The 17,228-nt window shown below is 68.9% G+C and carries 16 protein-coding genes; 1 reads left to right on the top strand and 15 read right to left on the bottom strand.

Annotated features, from left to right (window positions below):
* The 14 genes from QNJ30_14695 to QNJ30_14760 form a co-directional block, all read right to left on the bottom strand.
* Positions 1 to 1,236, bottom strand: a 1,236-nt coding sequence (locus QNJ30_14695; GenBank protein ID MDJ0944712.1) for a beta-eliminating lyase-related protein, incomplete at its 3' end; no start/stop codon positions are given.
* Positions 1,237 to 1,767: 531 nt separating this feature from the next.
* Positions 1,768 to 2,178 (bottom strand): RidA family protein, encoded by a 411-nt coding sequence (locus tag QNJ30_14700; GenBank protein ID MDJ0944713.1) that lies wholly within the window; start codon positions 2,176 to 2,178, stop codon positions 1,768 to 1,770.
* A gap of 115 nt (positions 2,179 to 2,293) precedes the next feature.
* Positions 2,294 to 2,980, bottom strand: coding sequence for an ABC transporter ATP-binding protein (locus QNJ30_14705; GenBank protein ID MDJ0944714.1), 687 nt, complete (start codon positions 2,978 to 2,980; stop codon positions 2,294 to 2,296).
* Positions 2,974 to 3,726: an ABC transporter ATP-binding protein gene (locus QNJ30_14710; protein ID MDJ0944715.1), complete on the bottom strand. Its 753-nt coding sequence runs from the start codon at positions 3,724 to 3,726 to the stop codon at positions 2,974 to 2,976. The genes QNJ30_14705 and QNJ30_14710 overlap by 7 nt, the downstream gene beginning before the upstream one ends.
* Entirely contained in the window at positions 3,719 to 4,708 is a 990-nt protein-coding gene (locus tag QNJ30_14715) for a branched-chain amino acid ABC transporter permease (GenBank protein MDJ0944716.1), read from the bottom strand. The genes QNJ30_14710 and QNJ30_14715 overlap by 8 nt, the downstream gene beginning before the upstream one ends.
* Positions 4,701 to 5,621: a branched-chain amino acid ABC transporter permease gene (locus tag QNJ30_14720; GenBank protein MDJ0944717.1), complete on the bottom strand. Its 921-nt coding sequence runs from the start codon at positions 5,619 to 5,621 to the stop codon at positions 4,701 to 4,703. The genes QNJ30_14715 and QNJ30_14720 overlap by 8 nt, the downstream gene beginning before the upstream one ends.
* Before the next feature lie 52 nt (positions 5,622 to 5,673).
* Positions 5,674 to 6,819, bottom strand: coding sequence for an ABC transporter substrate-binding protein (locus tag QNJ30_14725; protein MDJ0944718.1), 1,146 nt, complete (start codon positions 6,817 to 6,819; stop codon positions 5,674 to 5,676).
* Between the two features lie 188 nt (positions 6,820 to 7,007).
* Positions 7,008 to 8,639: an AMP-binding protein gene (locus QNJ30_14730; protein MDJ0944719.1), complete on the bottom strand. Its 1,632-nt coding sequence runs from the start codon at positions 8,637 to 8,639 to the stop codon at positions 7,008 to 7,010.
* Position 8,640: 1 nt separating this feature from the next.
* The gene (locus tag QNJ30_14735; GenBank protein ID MDJ0944720.1) at positions 8,641 to 9,819 is read right to left on the bottom strand and encodes an acyl-CoA dehydrogenase family protein; all 1,179 of its coding nucleotides are present in this window, start codon (positions 9,817 to 9,819) and stop codon (positions 8,641 to 8,643) included.
* A gap of 164 nt (positions 9,820 to 9,983) precedes the next feature.
* Positions 9,984 to 10,796: an enoyl-CoA hydratase family protein gene (locus QNJ30_14740; protein MDJ0944721.1), complete on the bottom strand. Its 813-nt coding sequence runs from the start codon at positions 10,794 to 10,796 to the stop codon at positions 9,984 to 9,986.
* 3 nt (positions 10,797 to 10,799) lie between these two features.
* The gene (locus tag QNJ30_14745; protein MDJ0944722.1) at positions 10,800 to 11,276 is read right to left on the bottom strand and encodes a MarR family transcriptional regulator; all 477 of its coding nucleotides are present in this window, start codon (positions 11,274 to 11,276) and stop codon (positions 10,800 to 10,802) included.
* Positions 11,276 to 12,043: an SDR family NAD(P)-dependent oxidoreductase gene (locus QNJ30_14750; protein MDJ0944723.1), complete on the bottom strand. Its 768-nt coding sequence runs from the start codon at positions 12,041 to 12,043 to the stop codon at positions 11,276 to 11,278. Before QNJ30_14750 ends, QNJ30_14745 begins: the two co-directional genes overlap by 1 nt.
* The gene (locus QNJ30_14755; GenBank protein ID MDJ0944724.1) at positions 12,040 to 14,337 is read right to left on the bottom strand and encodes a bifunctional salicylyl-CoA 5-hydroxylase/oxidoreductase; all 2,298 of its coding nucleotides are present in this window, start codon (positions 14,335 to 14,337) and stop codon (positions 12,040 to 12,042) included. Before QNJ30_14755 ends, QNJ30_14750 begins: the two co-directional genes overlap by 4 nt.
* A gap of 137 nt (positions 14,338 to 14,474) precedes the next feature.
* Positions 14,475 to 15,770 (bottom strand): tyrosinase family protein, encoded by a 1,296-nt coding sequence (locus QNJ30_14760; GenBank protein MDJ0944725.1) that lies wholly within the window; start codon positions 15,768 to 15,770, stop codon positions 14,475 to 14,477.
* A gap of 117 nt (positions 15,771 to 15,887) precedes the next feature.
* On the opposite strand from QNJ30_14760, the gene QNJ30_14765 reads away from it, so the two are divergent.
* Entirely contained in the window at positions 15,888 to 16,235 is a 348-nt protein-coding gene (locus QNJ30_14765) for a hypothetical protein (protein MDJ0944726.1), read from the top strand.
* A 98-nt stretch (positions 16,236 to 16,333) separates the two neighbouring features.
* Here the strand turns inward: QNJ30_14765 and QNJ30_14770 are convergent, their stop codons facing one another.
* Positions 16,334 to 17,224 carry a zinc metalloprotease gene (locus QNJ30_14770; GenBank protein MDJ0944727.1) on the bottom strand — a complete coding sequence of 297 codons (891 nt, stop codon included), beginning with the start codon at positions 17,222 to 17,224 and terminating at the stop codon, positions 16,334 to 16,336.
* Between the last annotated feature and the right edge of the window lie 4 nt (positions 17,225 to 17,228).

Below are 17,228 nucleotides of genomic sequence, written 5' to 3' on the forward strand. Positions count from 1 at the left end.
CACGAAGCCGTAGTGGTGCGACTTGTGGCAGTTCCGGTCGACGATCACGATGTCGCCCGGCTTGCACAGGGCCTGGACGACGATCTTGTTCGCCGTCGAGGTGCCGTTGGTCACGAAGTAGCTGTGCTCCGACCCGAAGGCGCGCGCCGTCAACTCATGCGCCTCCTTGATGGTGCTCTTCGGCTCCAGGAGGCTGTCCAGCCCGCCGGCCGTCGTCGAGGTCTCGGCGAGGAACAGGTTGGTGCCGTAGAAGTGGCCCATGTCCCGGATCCAGTGGGACTTGAAGATCGACTTGCCGCGGGCGATCGGCAGGGCGTGGAAGGTGCCGATCGGGCGCCGGCTGAACTTCTGCAAATTCGAGAAGTGGGGCGTCTTGTAGCGCTCGCCGACCCCTTCGAGGATGCTGAGATGCAGCTCGTTCAGTTCCTCGACGTCGTAGAATATCCGGCGGATATGCGCCGCGGTCGCTTGGGCGGCCAAGGCTTCCACGCGCCGGTCCGTCATCAGGAAGATGTCCAGCTCCGGCCGGATGTTGTAGATCGAATCGGCGAGCGCGGTGCCGTAGCTCTCCGGTGCGAGCGTGTCGGGATCGTGCTCGACGAAACGATCGATTCGGTCGCGCAGCGTTTGGAAGTCGAAGCGCGACTCGAAGGGGAAGTAGTCGTAGATCACGACCGACTGGGCGTTGTGGTTCATGATCACGCCGGCGATGGCGTCCTCGAAGCTCGGCACCCAGACCATCTCGTAGATGAAGGGGTCCTCCGGCCGACGAAGCTTCTTCATTTCGTCGCGGATCCGCTGTTGCTGTTGCGGATTGATGTTGTCGTCGACCACCATGACCTCGAAATAGGGCCGCGAGAACTCACGCTGCTCGTAGTATTCCGGCAGGCCCGCCACATCGTCCTGGACGTCCTCGGTGAGGTTCCAGGCCGCCGTGCCCCGGCGGTAGCTGCCGGTCATCAGGTTGCGGGTGATGCGATCCACCGCCTGCGCGAAGGCCGCGAAGTCGCCCTCCTTGAAGAGATTGACGATGTCGGTGTAGAGGGCCGCGCCGGGGTAGGCCCAGAAGGTCTCGAAGGCCTCTCGAAGGGCCAGCAGGTCCTTGACCCTGTCCTCCAGCTCCTTGGTGTCGCGGCCGCTCGCCTTCGCATGGCTCAACCTCACGGCCGCGTTGTTCAGATCGTTCCAGCTGTCCAAGCGGTTTGTCGCGACATTGAAGAAGTCCAGAACCGACATGCCGGCTTTGCTCTTGGCAGGCGCTTTGCGAGCGACGGTTTGAGGCCTTCTCTGAGCGCTTACTTTCGTTGCCACGATTGTTCTCCCTATGGGCCTAGTGGTGAGGGGCTTGTTTCGTTCGAAGAGGACCGGCCTGTGCGGCGCCGGGATACAACGGCGGAAATGCCCGTCGGCGATCCGGGTCCTGCAGGCGTCTTCGCGATCGACGGGGTGTTCGAGGTCTGCCGACGCCGACCCTGCCATCGAAGTCCGAGCCCGCTCGGCAATCCCTTCAACTGGAGGAACGCTACGGCAGCCCGACCGCCGTTAATTGCCAACAGGTGCCAGATACGAGGCGAAGCGTGGCAAGCGTCCACGGCCGGCCTTCGCGATCGAAATGCGGCGGGCTGCGTGCCATTCGGCGACTGCGCTCTGCAGGATCATCTGGCTCTCGGCGCCGGATGCCGATCCGCCCCTGGCAGCCCGGTCGAAATCAGCGCGACGAAGCCCTGATAAGGCGGGATTCAGATATGAGGTCGATCCGACCTCGTATCATCGTGTTCCGGCGTCCTTGGGCAGGACCGCTGTGGCCTCGATCTCGACCTTCGCCTGGTCTTCGACCAGGGCGCCGACCTGGACCAGGGTCATGGCCGGGTAGTGGCGGCCCATGACCCGCCGGTAGGCGGCACCGAGCTCCTTGAGGCAGCCCAGGTACTCCCGCTTGTCGAGGACGTACCAGGTCAGGCGGACGACGTGCTCCGGCCCGGCGCCGGCCTCGGATATGATCTCGACGATGTTCCTGAGCGCCTGCTCGGCCTGGCCGACGAAGTCCTTGGCCTCGAAGACCTGGTCGCCGGTCCAGCCGACCTGGCCGCCGACGTGGATGCTCGGCCCCTCGGCCAGGATGCCGTTGGCATAGCCGCTGGCCGGCTTCCAGTGTGCGGGATGAAGCAATCGATGCATGGGCGTTCGCTCCTGGCTCAGGCGCCCGGAAGGAAGGGGCGGAGGGTTGAAAGGGCGTATGCGGGCAGGCCTCGTGCCTTGCCGCTGACGCCGTCGGTCTCGAAGGCAGCCACGTTCAGACTCCCAAATAGCGGTTCTGCAGGCCGACGTCGGCCAGCAGCGCCGCAGGAGCGCCGTGCCAGACGCTGCGGCCCTTCTCCAGAATGACACAGCGGTCGGCCAGGGGCGCCAGCTCCTTCAGGTTCTTGTCGACGATCAGGGTCGAAAGGCCCTGGGCCTTGAGGCCGGCGATGACCGCCCAAATCTCCTGGCGGATGATCGGCGCCAGGCCTTCGGTCGCCTCGTCGAGGATCAGAAGCTTCGGGTTGGTCATCAGGGCGCGGCCGATGGCGAGCATCTGCTGCTCGCCGCCGGAGAGCGTGCGGGCCGACTGCTCGGCGCGCTCCTTCAAGCGGGGAAAGAGCGCGTAGACCGTCTCCAGGTTCCAGCCGCCGCCCCGCGCCGTCGCCACCAGGTTCTCCCAGACGCTGAGGTTGGCGAAGCAGCGCCGGCCCTCGGGCACCAGGCCGATCCCCAGGCGCGCCACGCGAAAGCCGGGCAGCCCCGCCAGGCGCCGCCCTTCGAAGACGACCTCGCCCCGGCGCGGCGGGGTCAGGCCGCAGATCGAACGCAGGGTGGTGGTCTTGCCCATGCCGTTGCGGCCCAGCAGCGCCACCATCTCGCCCTCGCCAAGCGCCAGCTCGACCCCGAAGAGCGCCTGGGAGGGACCGTAGAAGGTCTCGAGTCCGCTGACCCTCAGCATGCCTCGGCCCCCAGGTAGGCCTCGCGCACGACCGGCGAGGCGCGCACCTCCTCGACCGTGCCGGAGGCGACGATCCGGCCGTAGACCAGCACCGAGATCCGGTCGGCGAGGGCGAAGACCGCATCCATGTCATGCTCGACCAGGAGGATCGCGGTTTCTTGTTTCAACTCTTGCAGGAAGCCGGCCAGGCGCTTGGAGCCCTCCGGTCCCAGCCCGGCCATGGGCTCGTCGAGAAGGAGCAGCGCCGGCCGCATGGCCAGGGCGATGGCGACCTCAAGCTGCCGGCGTTCGCCGTGGGACAGAGCCTCGGCCGCGACCTCGGCACGGTCCGCCAGCCCGACCCGGGTCAGCGCCGCCATGGCTTGCTCGACCAGGGCAGCCTCGTCGCGCACCCGGGACCAGAAGCGGAAGCTCGACCCGCTGCGCGCCTGCACGGCGAGCAGCACGTTGCGCAGGACCGAGAACTCCACCGCCAGGGAGGAGATCTGGAAGGTCCGGCCCAGGCCCAGCAACGCCCGCCGCGCCACCGAGAGGCCGGTGATGTCCTGACCGCGGAACCTGATCCGGCCGGCATCGGGGCGCAGGGTGCCGGCGATCTGGCCGATCAGGGTCGACTTGCCGGCGCCGTTCGGGCCGATCAACGCGTGGATCTGGCCGGGCGCGACGGCGAGGGAGACCTCGTCGGTCGCGCGCAGGGCGCCGAAGGCTTTCTGCAAGGCCTGGAGCTCGAGAAGCGGCTCAGTCATGGCGGGCCTTTCCGGCCGCCAGGCCGATCAGTCCGCCGCGCGCGAAGAGCACGACCGCCAGGAGGATCAATCCCAGGAAGAGCTGCCAGCGATCAGTGAAGCCGCCGATCAGGGTCTCCAACAGGATGAAGAGCGCCGCCCCGGCGACCGGGCCGAAGAGCCGGCCGACCCCGCCCAGGATGACGAAGATCATGATCTCCCCCGAACGGTGCCAGGACAGCATGGAGGGGCCGACGAAGCCGTTGAGGTCGGCGAAGAGCGCCCCGGCCAGGCCGGTGATCATGGCCGAGACCACGAAGCCGGTCAGCTTGATCGGATAGGGCGCGATGCCGACCGTGGCCAGGCGCAGTTCGTTCTGCCGGGCGCACTGCAGGGCCGCGCCGAAGCGCGAGCCGACCAGGCGGGCGCTGGCGAAGAGCGCCAGCATCAAGAGCGCGAAGCAGACCAGAAAGAGCACCAGCGGCCGGCCGCTGTCGACCACCGGCAGGACGTTGCGCACGTAGATCGGCAGGCCGTCTTCGCCGCCGTAGGTCGGCAGGGAGATCGCCAGGTAGTAGATCATCTGGGCGAAGGCCAGGGTGATCATGATGAAGTAGACGCCGGAGGTGCGCAGCGAGACGGCGCCGATCGCCGCCGCCGCCAGCCCGGCCAGCAGCATGGCCAGGGGCCAGATCACCAGCATCTGGTCCGTGCCGCCGATCTCGACGGGCCAGGTGAGGAAGGCCGAGCCGTCGAAGGCGTGTGTCGCCGCGATGCCGGCGACGTAGCCGCCGAGGCCGAAGAAGGCCGCGTGGCCGAAGCTGATCATGCCACCGTAGCCCAGAGCCAAGTTCAGGCCGACTCCGGCCAGGGCCAGGATCGCGACCCGCGTGGCCAAGGAGACGTAGAAGGGCTCGTCCAGGGCGGAGGCGATCAGCGGCGCCGCCAGCAGCAGGGCCGCGATCGCCGCGTTGACCAGGGTCTCCCGGCTCAGGTCAGGCATGGACCGGGAACAGGCCTCTGGGCCGCCAGATCAGCACCAGAGCCATCAGCAGGTAGATCGCCATGGAGGCCAGGGCGGAGCCGACCGCCGTCGCCTCGGCGCTCGGCAGAAAGAGCGCGAAGGCCTGCGGCAGGAAGACCCGGCCCAGGGTGTCGACCAGCCCGACCAAGACCGCGCCGATCAAGGCGCCCTTGATCGAGCCGATGCCGCCGACGACGATGACCACGAAGGCCAGGATCAGGACCGGCTCGCCCATGCCGACCTCGACCGATTGCAGGGCGCCGACCAGGGCCCCGGCGATGCCGGCCATGGCGGCGCCCAGGGCGAAGACCACGGTGTAGAGCGTCTTGATATCGACCCCCAGCGCCCCGATCATCTCGCGGTCGCTCTCGCCGGCGCGGATGCGCATGCCCAGCCGGGTCCGCGCGATCAGCAGGTAGAGCCCGAGCGCCAGCAGCGTGCCGACCACGATGATCGCCAGGCGATAGACCGGATAGCCAGCGCCCCCGGGCAGGGTGACCGCGCCCGACAGGGCCTCGGGAATGTCGAGGTAGAGCGGCCGGTCGCCGAAGACCCAGCGGGTCCCCTCGCTGAAGATCAGGATCAGCGCGAAGGTCGCCAGAACCTGGTCCAGGTGGTCTCGGTCGTAAAGCCGCCGGATCACGACCATTTCCACCACCGCGCCCGCCGCCGCGGCCGCGACCAGCCCGGCCCCCAGCCCGAGCCAGAAGGACCCGGTCGCCTGCACGACCCAAGCGCAGACGAAGGCGCCGGTCATGTAGAGCGCGCCGTGGGCCAGGTTGATCAGGCCCATCACGCCGAAAACCAGGGTCAGCCCGGCCGCCATGAGGAACAGCATGACGCCGAACTGCACCCCGTTGAGGATCTGCTCGATGAGAAAGGCGGCCGACACGGGCTGGCTGTCCTGAAGGTCGGGGCCGCACCGCGTTGCGGCCCTCTACGGCTTACAATTTGCAGTCTTCGACGTAGGCGTTGGAGCGGTCGGCCAGACCGAGGCCGACGATGCGGTTGGTCAAGACCTCGCCCTCTATGACCACTTCGCGGACGTAGATGTCCTGGACCGGATGCTGGTTGCTGTCGAAGCGGAACTTGCCGCGCACGGAGGCGAACTCGGCGGCCTTGAGCGCGGCCCGGAAGGCGTCCTTGTCGCCGATGCCGCCGGCCGTGTCGAGGGCGGCCAGGATCAGGTTGGCGGCGTCGTAGCCCTGGGAGGCGTAGAGCGAGGGCAGCCGGCCGTACTCCTCCTGGAAGGCCGCGACGAAGGCCTTGTTGGCGCGATTGTCCAGGTCCTTGGACCACTGCGAGGTGTTCTTGACGCCCAGCGCGGCTTCGCCGACCGCCTTGAGGATGCCCTGGTCGAAAGAGAAGGCCGGGCCGAAGACCGGCGCGTCCAGCCCGGACTGGGCGTACTGCTTCATGAAGGCGATCCCCATCCCGCCGGGCAGGAAGAAGAAGACCGAGTCCGGCTTGGCCTCGCGGATCTGGGCGATCTCGGCGGCGTAGTCCTTCTGCCCCAGCTTGGTGTAGGTCTCACCGGCGAGATCGCCGGTGTAGAAGCGCTTGAAGCCGGTCAGTGCGTCCTTCCCGGCCGGATAGTTGGGCGCCAGGATGTAGGGCTTTTTGAAACCCTGGGCCTGGACGTAGCCGCCCATCGCCTCGTGCAGGTTGTCGTTCTGCCAGGCGACGTTGAAGTAGTTCTCGTGGCAGCCCTTGCCGGCCAGGGCCGAGGGCCCGGCGTTGGGCGAGATGTAGAACACGCCTTGGCGCACCGCTCCCGGCACCACGGCCATGGCCAGGTTCGACCAGATGATGCCGGTCAGGATGTCGACCTTGTCGCGCTGGACGAACTTGTCGGCGATCTGCTTGGCCAGGTCCGGCTTGCGGGCGTCGTCCTCGACCAGGACCTCCAGGTCCTTGCGGCCGGAACGCTTGACCGCCAGCAGGAAGCCGTCCCGGACGTCGATCCCCAGGCTGGAGCCGCCGCCCGAGAGCGTCGTGATCATGCCGACCTTCACCGGTTCCGCCGCCGCGGCGCTGACCGCGCCGGCGACCGCCAGAGCAGAACAGATACCTTTCAGAATGTTGCGCATCTAAAAGCCTCCTTGCTTGTGTTTCTTTTTGTACCGGCTGGGGTTGCGGATGGACTCACCCCCACCCCAACCCTCCCCCATTAAGGGGGAGGGGGTGGCGCGCCGGCCGCACCACGGTTCCCTCCCCCCTTGTGGGGGAGGGTTAGGGTGGGGGGTGTCGCGGGCAATGACTTTGACGTTTCCTGGCACTAATCCGTTCCCGCCGCTTTCAGCTTGAATCTCTGGATCTTGCCGGTCTGGGTCTTGGGCAGGGCCTCGGTGAAGCGCACCGAGCGCGGGTACTTGTAGGGCGCGATGGTCGCCTTGACGTGCTCCTGCAGGCGCTTGACGCAGGCCTCGTCCCCCGCCGCCCCCTCGGCCAGCACCACGTGGGCCTGGACGATCTCGCCCCGCTCCGGGTCCGGCGCGCCGACCACGGCGCATTCCGCCACCTCGGGGTGGGAGAGCAGGGCCGCCTCGACCTCCGGCCCGGCGATGTTGTAGCCGGAGGAGATGATCATGTCGTCGCTGCGCGCGGCGAAGTGGAAGCGGCCCTCGACGTCCACCGAGAAGGCGTCGCCGGTCAGGTTCCAGCCGTCGCGCACGTAGTCCTTCTGGCGCGCGTCGGCCAGGTAGCGGCAGCCCGTCGGGCCGCGCACCGCCAGCTTGCCGACCTCGCCCGGCGGCAGGACGCGCAGCCGATCATCCACCACCCGCGCCTCGTAGCCCGCCACCGGCCGGCCCGTCGACCCCGGCGTAGCGTCCTCGACGCGGTTGCTGATGAAGATGTGCAGCAGCTCGGTGGCGCCGATGCCGTCCAGGATCGGCACCCCGGTCTTCTCGACCCAGGCCTCGAAGGTCGGCGCCGGCAGGGTCTCGCCGGCCGAGACCACCAGGCGCAGGCTGGAGAGATCCGCGCCCTCCTCCATGGCCGCCAGCATCGCCCGGTAGGCGGTCGGCGCGGTGAAGCAGATGGTCGCGCGGTAGGTCTCGATGATCTTGACCAGGTTGGGCGGAGTCGCGTCCTCTAGCAGGGTGGCCGTGGCGCCGAAGCGCAGCGGGAAGATCGCCAAGCCGCCGAGTCCGAAGGTAAAGGCCAGCGGCGGCGAGCCGACGAAGACGTCGGCCGGCTTCACCCCCAGCACCGACTTGGCATAGCCGTCGGCGATGATCAGCAGGTCGCGGTGGAAATGCATGGTCGCCTTGGGCGCGCCGGTGGTGCCCGAGGTGAAGCCGAGCAGCGCGACGTCGTCGCGCCCGGTGTTGACGGCCTCGAAGACGACCGGCTTGGTCAGCGCCTTCTCGTCCAGCTCGGCCTCGTGGTTGCGCGTGCCGTCGAAGTAGACGACCCGCTCCAGGAACGCGCTGTCCGCGGTGCAGGCCTCGAGCTCCTCGCCCATGCGGCTGTCGCAGAGCGCCAGGCGGACCTGTGCCTTGTCGACGATCTTGCTCAGCTCGCCGGCGCGCAGCATCGGCATGGTGTTGACCACCACCGCGCCGGCCTTGGTCGCCGCCAGCCAGGCCGCGACCATGGCGGGGTTGTTGCCGGAGCGGATCATCACCCGGTTGCCCGGGACGATGCCGTAGTCCTCGACCAGCACGTGGGCCAGGCGGTTGGACCAGTCGGTCAGCTCCTTGTAGGTACGCACCCGGCCGTTGCCGATCAGGGCGATGTGATCGCCGAAGCCCCGCTCGACCATGCGGTCGGTCAGCTCGACCGCGGCGTTGAGGTGCTCCGGGTACTGGAACTCCGGCCGCTCCAGCAGCAGGTCGGGCCAAAGCTCCGCGGGCGGCAGGGAGTCCCGCGCGAAAGTGTCGACATGTGCGCTCGGTCCCAGCATGTCACGCTCCTTTCATCGCGCCGGCACCGGCTCCAGCGAGAGCCTGGCGCGCGATGATCACCTTCTGGACCTCCGAGGCGCCCTCGTAGATCCTGAGCGCCCGGATCTCGCGATAGAGCCGCTCCACCGAATGGCCGGCGCGCACGCCGTCGCCGCCGTGGATCTGCACCGCCTTGTCGATCACGGCCTGCGCCGACTCCGTGGCGAAGAGCTTGGCCATCGCGGCCTCGCGGGTGATGCGCGCGGCACCCGAATCCTTGGCCCAAGCGGCCCGGTAGACCAGCAGCGCGGCGGCATCCACGTCCAGCGCCATCTCGGCGAGCTGGCCCTGGACCAGCTGCAGCTCGGCCAGCGGCGCGCCGAAAAGCTCGCGCTCGCGTGCCCGCGTCAGGGCCGCGTCCAGGGCCCGCCGCGCGAAGCCCAGGGCCGCCGCGCCCACGCTCGGTCGGAAGACGTCGAGCACGCTCATCGCGATCTTGAAGCCCTCGCCCGGGGCGCCGATCCGGGCCGAGGCCGGCAAACGCAGCGCGTCGAAGCGCAGCCGCGCCAGGGGATGCGGCGCGATGACCTCCAGCCGCTCGGCGATTTCCAGGCCGGGCGTCTCCGCCGGCAGGATGAAGGCCGAGAGCCCCTTGGCCCCCGGCGCCTCGCCGCTGCGGGCGAAGACCACGTAGAGGTCCGCGATGCCGCCGTTGGAGATCCAGGTCTTCTCGCCGCTCAGGACGTAGTCGTCGCCGTCGCGGACCGCCGTGGCCTCGATATTGGCCACGTCGGAGCCGGAGCGCGGCTCGCTCAGCGCGAAGGCCGCGATCGCCGTGCCCGCCCGGGTCCGCGCCAGCCAGGCCCGCTGCTCTGCCGTGCCGAAGAGGGAGATCGCGCCGCTGCCCAGGCCCTGCATGGCGAAGGCGAAGTCGGCCAGGCCGTCGTGGCGCGCCAGGGTCTCGCGGATCAGGCAGAGGGAACGCACGTCGAGGCCGGCCTCCGGCGCCTCCGGGTCGACGGCGGCGTGGCGCAGCCAGCCGTCGCGCCCCAGCCGCGCCACCAGGTCGCGGCAGGCCGCATCCGGGTCGTCGTGGTCAACCTCCGCCAGCTCCCGCGCCGCCCAGTCCTCCAGCTCGGCGGCCAGAGCCCGGTGCCGCTCGTCGAAGAAAGGCCAGTCGAGGAAGCTTCGGTCACCCATCGTCGGGGCTGCTCAGGAAATATTGATGCGTTTGGTCCGAGTGAAATCGGCCCGCTGCCGCGTCGCTCGTCGTTGAATATGCTTTGGCATGTCCTGCCTCCTCGCTCCTAACTGCAGGCCGATTTCACTCGGACCAAACGCATCAATATTTCCTGAGCAGCCCCTTAGTTGCCCTCGAAGACCGGCTTTTCCTTGGCCACGAAGGCCCGGTAGGCGCGCTCGAAATCGGCGGTCTGCATGCAGATTGCCTGGGCCTGGGCCTCCGCCTCGATGGCCTGCTCCAGGCCCATGGCCCATTCCTGGTTGAGCATGGTTTTGGTGATGCCGTGGGCGAAGTTGGGGCCCTCGGCCAGGCGCTGCGCCAGCGCGACCGCCTCGGTCTCCAACTCCGATGCCGCGACCAGCCGGTTGAAGAAGCCCCAGCGCTCGCCTTCCTCGGCGCTCATGGAGCGGCCGGTGAACAGCAGCTCGGCGGCGCGGCCCTGGCCGATAACCCGGGGCAGTAGGGCGCAGGCGCCCATGTCGCAGCCGGCCAGGCCGACCCGGGTGAAGAGGAACGCGGTCTTGGCCTCGGGCGTGCCCAGGCGCAGGTCGGCGGCCAGGGCGATCATGGCCCCGGCGCCGACGCAGACCCCGTCGACCGCCGCGATCACCGGCTGCGGGCAGGCGCGGATCGCCTTGACAAGGTCGCCGGTCATGCGTGTGAAGGCCAGCAGGCCCTTCATGTCGCGCTCGACCAGCGGGCCGATGATCTCGTGCACGTCCCCGCCCGAGCAGAAGTTGCCGCCCTTGGGGGCGAAGACCACTGCCGAGACGTCCTCGGCGTAGACCAGGGCGCGGAAGGTGTCGCGCAGCTCGGCATAGGACTCGAAGGTCAGGGGGTTCTTGCGCTCCGGCCGCGCCAGGGAGACGAGGGCGACCTCGCCGTCCATCCGCCAGTCGAAGTGCCGGGGCTTGAGGGTCTTCATCGCAGTCATGGCTCAGGCCGTCCCGTTGCCTCTGGGAAGCCGCTCCAGAAGGGAGATCAGCTTGTCGGTGTCGCCGGGGGAGACGGCGGCGAGGATCTCGTCGACCCAGCCTTCGTGGGTCTCCGCCATCTCCTCGAAGAAGGCGCGGCCCTTGGCGGTCAGGCGTACGAAGGTCGCGCGGCGGTCCTGCTCGTCGGGCACGCGCACCACGTGGCCGTCCCGGACCAGGCGGTCGACGATGCCGGTGACGTTGCCGTTGGAGACCATCAGCAGGCGCGACAGCTCGGTCATGGTCATCCCGGCCTCGAAGCGGAACAGCGCGGCCAGGACGTCGAAGCGCGGCAGGGTCACGCCGTAGCCGACCCGCAGGCGCTCGCGCAGCTCGCCCTCCATGAATCGCGTGCTGCGCAGCAGCCGAAGCCAGAGCCGCAGGCGCTGCTTGCTGGGACGGTTCTCCGCCACCCGGCGCTGGCTGCCGGCACGGGGCATCAGACCTCGCCTCCGGCGATCGCGATGGCCTGGCCGGTGACGGCGGCCGCACCGATCGAGCAGAGCCAGAGCACGGCCTCGGCGACCTCCTCGGGCCGGACGAAGCGGCCCTGGGGGTTGCTGGCCTGCAGGCGGCGCCGCGCCTCGGCCTCGCTGCGGCCCGTGGCCTCGGCGATGACCCGGATCGAGTCGTCCAGCAGCGGCGTCTCGGCGAAGCCCGGGCAGACCGCGTTCACGGTGATGCCGCTCCTGGCGGTTTCCTGGGCCAGGGCCCGGGTCAAGCCGACCACGCCGTGCTTGGCCGCGCAGTAGGGCGCGACATAGGCGTAGCCCTTGAGGCCGGCGGTCGAGGCGACGAAGACGATGCGCCCGTCGCCGCGCGCCTGCATCTCGGCCAGGGCGCCGCGGGCGCAGAGGAAGGCGCCGGTCAGGTTGACCGCCAGCATCCGCTGCCAGAGCGCCAGGTCCGTCTTGCCGAGCGGCGCGCTCTCCGCCGCGCCGGCGTTGGACACCAGGATGTCGAGCGGCCCGAAGGCGGCGCGGGCGGCCTCGAACATCGCCGCCACGCCGGCCTCGTCGGTCACGTCCGCCGGCACGGCCGCGGCCCTGGGCAGCGCGGCCGCGACCGCCTGCAGCGGCTCTTGCCGCCGCCCGACCAGGGTGACCGCGCAGCCCCGGGCCGCCAGAGCGCGGGCGATGGCGGCGCCGAGGCCGCTGCCGCCGCCGGTCACCAGGGCATGCTTGTCGCGCAGCTCGGCCAAGGTCACACCTTCATCGTCCCGGTCTCGCCGCGGGCCGCCAGGCGCTGCAGCTGGTCGCGTCCGGCCAGATAGGGTTTGGGCCAGACCGCGTCCGCCTGGCCCAGGGCCGCCGCCGCGTGCAGGGTCCAGTAGGGATCGGCCAGGTGCGGCCGGGCCAGGCAGCAGAGGTCGGCGCGCCCGGCCATGAGGATCGAGTTCACGTGGTCCGGCTCGTAGATGTTGCCGACGGCCATGGTCGCCAGCCCGGTCTCGTTGCGGATCCGGTCCGAGAAGGGCGTCTGGAACATGCGGCCGTAGACCGGCTGGGCCCGGGTCGAGGTCTGCCCGGCCGAGACGTCGATGATGTCGACCCCGGCTTCGCCCAGCCTGCGCGCGATGGCCACGGCCTCCTCCAGCGTGACGCCTTCGTCGCCGACCCAGTCGTGGGCCGAGATGCGGATCGAGATCGGCTTCTCCGCCGGCCAGACCGCGCGCACCGCCTCGAAGACCTCCAGCGGGAAGCGCAGGCGGTTGTCCAGCGAGCCGCCGTAGGCGTCGCCGCGCCGGTTGGTGAGCGGCGTGATGAAGGCCGAGAGCAGGTAGCCGTGGGCGCAGTGCAGCTCCAGCAGGTCGAATCCGCAGCGCAGCGCCATCTCGGCCGAAGCGACGAACTGGTCGCGGACCAGGTCCATGTCCGCCTTGGTCATCTCCCTCGGCACCTGGTTGGCCTCGGACCAGGGCACCGGCGAAGGCCCCATGACCTCCCAGTTGCCGGTCTCGAGCGGCGCGTCCATCTCCTCCCAGCCGAGCTGGGTCGAGCCCTTGGGTCCGGAGTGGCCAAGCTGGATCGCCACCTTTGCCGGCGTCTCGGCACGGATGAAATCGACGATCCGGGTCCAGGCGGCCTCGTGCTCGGGCGCGTAGAGGCCGGTGCAGCCGGGGCTGATCCGGCCCTCCGGCGAGACGCAGGTCATCTCGGTATAGACAAGCCCGGCGCCGCCCTTGGCCCGCTCGCCGTAGTGGATCAGGTGCCAGTCCGTCGGGTTGCCTTCGACCGCCTTGTACTGCGCCATGGGCGAGACCACGACCCGGTTGGCCAGCTCCAGACCGCGCAGGCGGAAGGGCACGAACATCGGCGGCCGGGCCCGGTTCGGCGTCTGGCCCGTCGCCTGGGTCTCGAACCAGGACTCTGCGCCCTCCAGCCAGCCGCCGTCGCGCAGGCGCAGGTTCTCGTGGCTGATCCGCTGCGAGCGGGTCAGCAGGGAGTAAGTGAACTGCACCGGGTCCAGGTGCAGGTAGCGCTCGACCTGCTCGAACCATTCGGTCGAGTTGCGCGCCGCCGATTGCAGGCGCAGCACCTCGGTTCGCCGCTCGTCTTCGTAGCGGGCGAAGGCGGCCGGCATGTCCGGCTCGGACTGCAGGTAGTCGGCCAGAGCGATGGCGCTCTCCAGGGCCAGCTTGGTGCCCGAGCCGACCGAGAAGTGCGCGGTCGCGGCGGCGTCGCCCATCAGGACGATCTTGCCGTGGGACCACTTCTCGCAGAGCACCCGTGGGAAGTTCAGCCAGGCCGAGCCGCGCAGGTGCTTGGCGTTGGACATCAGCTCGTGGCCGCCCAGGTAGCCGGCGAAGAGCTCTTCGCAGCGCGCGATGGTCTCAGCCTGGCTCATCCGGTCGAAGCCGAGGTTGCGCCAGGTGTCCTCGGCGCACTCCACGATGAAGGTCGCGGTGTCCGCGTCGAACTGATAGGCGTGGACCCAGATCCAGCCGTGTTCGGTCTCCTCGAAGATGAAGGTGAAGGCGTCGTCGAACTTCTGGTGGGTGCCGAGCCAGATGTACTTGCAGGCCCGGACGTCGACGTCGGGCTTGAAGACCGCGGCGTGCTCGCTGCGGATCTTCGAGTTCAGCCCGTCGGAGGCGACGATCAGGTCGTGGTCGTCGAAGTCCGCGGTCGAGGCGATCTCGGTCTCGAAGCGCAGCTCGATGCCCAGCTCCTGCGCCCGGTCCTGCAGGATGTTGAGCAGCTTGCGCCGCCCGATGCCGCAGAAGCCGTGCCCGGAAGAGACCGTCCGGCTGCCCCGGTAGTGGACCGCGATGTCGTCCCAGTAGGCGAAGTGCCGGCGGATGACCTCGGCGCTGACGGGGTCGTTGGCGGCGAGGTTGTCCAGGGTCTCGTCGGAGAGCACCACGCCCCAGCCGAAGGTGTCGTGAGGTCTGTTGCGCTCGACGACGACCACGTCGTGGGCGGGATCGCGCAGCTTGGCGCTGATCGCGAAGTAGAGCCCCGCCGGGCCGCCGCCGAGGCAGGCGATACGCTTGGCCATCTCTCGCGGCTCCTCAAGTGCTTCAAGCCTAAAATTTTAGATATAAAATTTCAAGCTTGAAGTTATGAGTCGCCACAGGCCCACGTTCTTGCCGAGGAAATCGTTCGTTACTCCGGCCAGGCCGCCGGGGTTGCCGCCTAGACGCCGTCGCGGGCGATGAAGGAGAGGCCGTCCATTTTCACCGAGTTGAGCGGCAGCAGGTTCTCGTCCTGGTCGACGACCACGATGGTGATCAGGGTGCGGCCGGCCTCGGCTGCGACGACGGCCGGGATCTGCATCGTCTTGGTGACGTTCATGTAGATCTTGATCGGCTTCATCTGCGGCCGGACGCGGCGATCGAACTTCTCCCGCGCCGGCGGCAGGGCGCAGTGGCCGTCTTCGCCGTAGCACATGGACTTGCCCAGCAGGATCCGAGACCCGGCGTAGTGATCGTTGCCCTCGGTCGGGGTGTCCGCGTCGGCGTCGGGCTGGTTGATGAAGACGCGCAGCTCCCGGGTGCCCTCGAGCGGATGGCCGACGTTGTGGAACTCGATGATCGCCGACTCGAAGCCGTCGGCGAGGTCGGCCACCGAGAACTGCGTCGGCGAGGCGTTGAAGGCCGCCAGGCCCGCCGCGACGTCCTTGCGGTCGAAGGACTCGAAGCACTCGTTGGCGATGTAGTCGTAGCCCAGGCTCATGCGGTGATTGACCGTCGTGCCCACGGTCATGTCGACGCCGGGCAGCGAGAAGTCGAGGCGCGGCACCACCGCGCCGTCGTGGCTCCGCTGCCAGCGCGCCCACTGGCGGTCGACGTTGGCATGGTGGATCCAGAAGATCGGGTCGTAGCCGGCGTAGTCGAAGGCGCCCATGTCGCCGCCGACCCGGACGTGAAGGCCGCCGTGCGGACCGTTGATCTCGCCCTGGAAGGGCAGGAACTCGTCCTCCTCGAAGGCGCTCTCCACTTCCTGTTTGAGTCGCGCGTAGCTCGGCGTCGTTCGGTTGCCGCGCCGGCTCATCCGGTCCACGAGGGTCCCGTCGGGTTCCCGGTAGTAGATCGGTCCGGCGAAGAGTGGGTTGTCGCTGCCGTCGGCCAAGGTCGCGTCGCGGCAGGGCGCGGGCAGGTCGTTGGAGGCGAGGGTCGCGGCCCCGCTCCAGTTCCAATAGGCCAGGGTCACGTCGGGGCTGTGGAACTGCATCGCCTTCTCGAGCCCGTAGAGGTAGGCGCGGTGCCAGGGCAGGAAGAGGCGGCCGTGATCGCAGTCCGCTTCGGGGCGGCCGTGCTTGCCGGCCCAGTACTGATAGCCGCGATTGTCATCCCGGTTTCGGATGCCGTAGACTGCGCCATAGGCGGCACGCAGCGTGTCGATCTCGCTGTCTGAGAAGTTGTTGATGTTCTTGCGATGCCGAACGTCTCCGAGCGCCGCCCGCTTTGCGTTGATGTCGAACTGCGACATGGCACAGCCTCCTCACGGCTCTTGTGTTTGCTTTGCGCCGCCGCCCTGGCGGCCGCTTGCCTCGGTGTCACCGAAGGGTCTCGCCGGGCCGAAGGCCAGGAGGCAGGGGTAGACCGCATGCCCGGCGAGAAAACGAGCTATTCGCCCCAGGACCTTATGGGTGCCTGGAAGCACGCCCACGAAGAAGATGATCCGAAGGACTCCTTGCGGCAGGTCTACCGACCGGGCAGCGGGGCCTTCAAACCCTCCCGCGGCCGCGAAGCCTTCGAACTGAAGGAGGAAAACCGCGCCACTTTCGACGAGATCGCGCCGGCCGACGGGTCGATCCCGACCGAAGCGCGCTGGCGGCTGGAGTCCGGCAACCTGCTGGTCATCGAGCAGCCGGACGGCCGGGTCCGGCGCTGGCAGGTCGAGGAGGCCGCGCCGGACCGCCTGGTCCTGCGGGAGATACTCGACTCCCCCTGAGCCGCAGATCGCGCGTCGGAACACCTGCCGACCCTCCGCGTCGAAGCGCCCTCGATCGCCGGCCTCGCCCCTGCCGAGGCCGGCGCCGGGGACCGGGCTCAGAGCTCTCGCTGGACCCGGGTGCAGGCCTTGTAGAGCCCGGGATCCGATTCCTCGTTCTGCAGGACCTCGGGCCTGAAGGTTCCGATCATGTCCTTCATGCGGGCGACCTGCTGGTCGGTGAACCTGTCCATCCAGTCGTCGTCCACGTAGTTCATGTAGTTCTGGACGGGCGCGGCGTCGCCGGGATTGCAGGCGTTGTGCCGCAGCCCGACCTCGGGCTTTCCGAAGTTCGGCCCGCTGTGCGGGACGGTGTCGCCGACATGGTCGCCGGTCGCGCTGCAGCCGCCCTGGAAGGTGTGGTAGAGGCCGAGCCAGTGGCCGACCTCGTGGGTCGCCGTCTGCCCGAGGTTGTAGGGCGGCGGCCCGATCTCCGGCAGCGAGCTGAAGAGCACGACGACGCCGTCCATCACCGGGTCTCCGGCCAGGTCCCAGGGGAAGGTGGCCCAGCCCAGAAGACCGCCGCCGTTGGTCGTGTAGAAGTTCAGCGTCGTTTCGGGGTCGGTCTGTAGGGCGGTCTTGGCCGCGCGCTCGGCGGCGGAGTCGTGCCCCATCCGGAACCAGTCGGCATTGTTCACCTCCTCGACGTCGGCCTCGCTGTGGGTGAAGACGATTCCGTGCAGCCGGTAGGCCGTGTTCAGCACGCGGACCTGGTCCTCGCGCTGCTGCGCGTTCACAACGCCCGCGGCGCCGTCGGTCAGGTGGATGAACTTGATCGGGATGTGGATGTTGCCGGTCGTGTCCCGGAAGGCGGCGTTGGCGCTGCGGAATTCCCGCAGCTTGGCGTCGACCTGGTTCCGCTTGACGTAGCTCGGCCGCGAACACCCGCAGCGCCGTCCGAAGGACTCGAAGTCGTCGTAGTCATAACCGCCGATGTTGTAGGTCTGCATGGCT

Source organism: Kiloniellales bacterium, from assembly GCA_030066685.1.
GTDB lineage: Bacteria > Pseudomonadota > Alphaproteobacteria > Kiloniellales > JAKSBE01 > JAKSBE01.